Below are 2,760 nucleotides of genomic sequence, written 5' to 3'. Positions count from 1 at the left end.
GCCGTATCCACACGCCCGTGAGGTCGCGCTTCTACGCGCACACGGAACCGGGTGTGCGGTGGTCCTCGCCGGGCATGCCCGAACCGCAGAAGCAGAAGCGCTCGTCGACGCCGGGTGGGCACACGACCTCGTCGCGCCGAGAGAAACAGTCCGTGCACGTCAACCTCACATCGTGGCGTTGGCGGACAGCGATCACGCGCTGGCTCGAGATCCGGGTGCGAGAGCTGCGCGATTGCCGGCAATCGCGTTCGAGGCGGCTCGTGCGGCGTTGAAGGACGGACTGGGCGTTCTCGTCCAGGTTCCCCGCGGTGGGTACGTCCCGTCGCTGGCATGTGGCAAATGCCGGAACCCGGCGCGATGCCGTCGGTGCAACGGGCCTCTGTCACTCCCGTCGGCCCCGGGCGCAGACGGGGCGGGCAGCCCGACATGTCGATGGTGCGGGGTAGCGGACACGAACCACAAGTGCACTGTCTGCGGTTCGCGCACGCTGCGCGCCGTCGTGATCGGTGCGCACCGCACCGCAGAAGAACTCGGTCGTGCGTTCCCTGGTGTGCCGGTGCATACTTCGGGCGGCGCGTCGGTACTGGACTCGGTGGCGCCGGGTCCGTCGATGGTTATTTCCACGGTGGGTGCGGAACCGAGAATCCCCGACGGATACGGCGCGGCACTGCTTCTCGACGGGTGGGCGTTGCTCGGCCGCGCGGACCTGCGTGCTGCCGAGGAGACGCTGCGACGATGGATGACCGCGGGCGCGCTCGTTCGGTCGGGTGCGGACGGTGGCCGAGTCGTCGTCGTGGCCGAATCGGAGATCCCGACGGTTCAGGCACTCGTCCGGTGGGATCCGGTCGGTCACGCACGCAGCCAGCTCGACGAACGAGTCGAAGTCAGGTTTCCTCCCGCCGTGCACGTCGCAGCCATCGACGGAACCACTGCTGCGATCATGGCTCTGGTCGAGAACACTGCGCTGCCGGAAGATACCGAGATCCTCGGGCCAGTCGAGCTTCCTGAGGGACAGCGGCTGCCTGCAGGTGGGGGTGACGACAGGATTCCGGGAGACGTGCAGCGAATCCTGCTCCGAGTTCCTCGTCGGGACGGCGGTGCTCTGGCCCGGTCGTTGGCAGACTCGCAGGCGGCCAGCAGCGCGAAGAAGAACACCGAAGCAGTCCGGGTGCAGATCGACCCGATCAGAATCGGCTGATACACATCAGGGGGTCGGGAGTATGACGCGTTGGCGAGTGTTTCGACGTGCAGCGGACTCGACGCCGGTGCCGGGTTTCGTCCCGTTGGATCGACTGGTGCGCATCGTGTCGTTGTCCCATGTCAACGACCCCGCGGCGACGCCGATCTTTCCAGGTGACCCGAAGTTCGTGTTGGAGACCGCTGCGACCGTCGCCGAGGACGGCTACTACCTGCAGAACGTCCACGAGGGGGAGCACACTGGCTCGCACTGGGGTGCTCCCGCGCATTTTCAGGACGGTGGGCTGACGGCTGATCAATTGGTTCCCGAAGACCTGTTCCTCCCTGCGGTCAAGATCGACATTCGCGAGGAGTCGGCTGCGAACGCGGACTATGCGGTGACGGTGGCGGATCTTCAGCGGTGGGAGTCGGCGCATGGCCGAATCCCGTCGGGGGCTGCGGTCATTCTGTGGACAGGGTGGGAATCTCGTTGGGGTACAGACGCGTACGCAGACGCGGACGTGGATGGTGTGATGCACCACCCCGGGTTCTCGGCCGACGCTGCACAGTGGCTCATCGATACCGGAAGGCTCGCAACGCGCGGAGCGCTAGGATCGGACACATTCGGCCCGGATCTGGGTAACGACAGCACGTATGCGGTCTCGGTCAAGCTGTACGACCTGCATCGCATCAGCCTGGAAAATCTGCGCAATCTCGGTGAGCTGCCGGCGACAGGCGCACACGTTCTGGTCGGCGGTCCGATCAATCGGGCGGGCTCCGGATCGCCCGCGACCATTTTCGGATTGATCCCTCGGTTGCCCTGAGCTCCTACACCTGATCAGAAGACTGTCCTTGCCAAAGATGCATTGCCGATATATCGTCAATATGTCCAAACAACCAAAGAAGGAGACGGACATGGAGAACTTTTACGAAGCACGACGGTGGCCCCGGGCCGGAGGCGAGCTGCCTCACCCGCATCGACGAGGTAGGCACGGCGGACATGGCGGGCCGGGAGGATTCGGTGTAGGCGGCAGTCTCGGGCGTGGTAGGGGACGGGGAGGACGTGGCCGTCGGGGAGACGTACGGGCAGCCGTTCTGCTCCTGCTGGACGAGTCGCCGATGCACGGGTACGAACTCATTCAGCAAATCGTGTCCAGAAGCGACGGTGCATGGAAGCCGAGTCCGGGCTCCATCTATCCTGCTCTGTCTCAGCTCGAAGACGAAGGTCTGGTCCTCATCGAGAAGGTCGAGGGTCGCAAGACTGCACGTCTGACCGAGTCCGGACGGAAGTTCGTCGACGAACACCGAGCAGATCTCGGGTCGCCCTGGGACGACGTTCGCAGCAGTGTCGGTGGCGACGCGATGGACCTTCGTGGACTGATCGGTCTATTGATGGGCGCGGCCGGTCAGGTCGCGGCAGTAGGAACGGCAGACCAGGTAAAGGCTGCGAGCGAGGTCCTGACGGACGCGCGCAGGCGTCTGTATCGGATCCTGGCAGAGGAGGATCGGCCCGACTCGGACTCGGCCGACCGAGGATCCTTAGAATAGGTAGTTCGTGACAAATCCGTTCTACCTATTCGTTGG

At 64.7% G+C, this 2,760-nt stretch carries 2 protein-coding genes and 1 pseudogene; all 3 read left to right on the top strand.

Annotated elements, in window-relative coordinates:
- Positions 1 to 1,198, top strand: a pseudogene (locus A2J03_RS01035) (primosome assembly protein PriA); the annotation flags it as partial.
- Between the two features lie 22 nt (positions 1,199 to 1,220).
- Positions 1,221 to 2,000: a cyclase family protein gene (locus tag A2J03_RS01030; protein ID WP_068368525.1), complete on the top strand. Its 780-nt coding sequence runs from the start codon at positions 1,221 to 1,223 to the stop codon at positions 1,998 to 2,000.
- Positions 2,001 to 2,091: 91 nt separating this feature from the next.
- Positions 2,092 to 2,724, top strand: a complete 633-nt coding sequence (locus A2J03_RS01025) for a PadR family transcriptional regulator (protein WP_082897506.1) — start codon at positions 2,092 to 2,094, stop codon at positions 2,722 to 2,724.
- The last annotated feature ends 36 nt before the right edge of the window (positions 2,725 to 2,760 follow it).

Origin of the sequence: Rhodococcus sp. EPR-157, from assembly GCF_001647195.1 — a bacterium.
In the GTDB taxonomy this organism is placed as follows: Bacteria; Actinomycetota; Actinomycetes; order Mycobacteriales; family Mycobacteriaceae; genus Rhodococcoides.
Note: the sequence above shows the minus strand (reverse complement) of the source record. Positions and strands in the feature narration are given on the sequence as shown.

Excerpts from the sequence above, each read along its gene's own strand:
- A2J03_RS01030 (WP_068368525.1), top strand. The coding sequence starts at position 1,221 with ATGACGCGTTGGCGAGTGTTTCGACGTGCAGCGGACTCGACGCCGGTG.
- A2J03_RS01025 (WP_082897506.1), top strand. The coding sequence starts at position 2,092 with ATGGAGAACTTTTACGAAGCACGACGGTGGCCCCGGGCCGGAGGCGAG.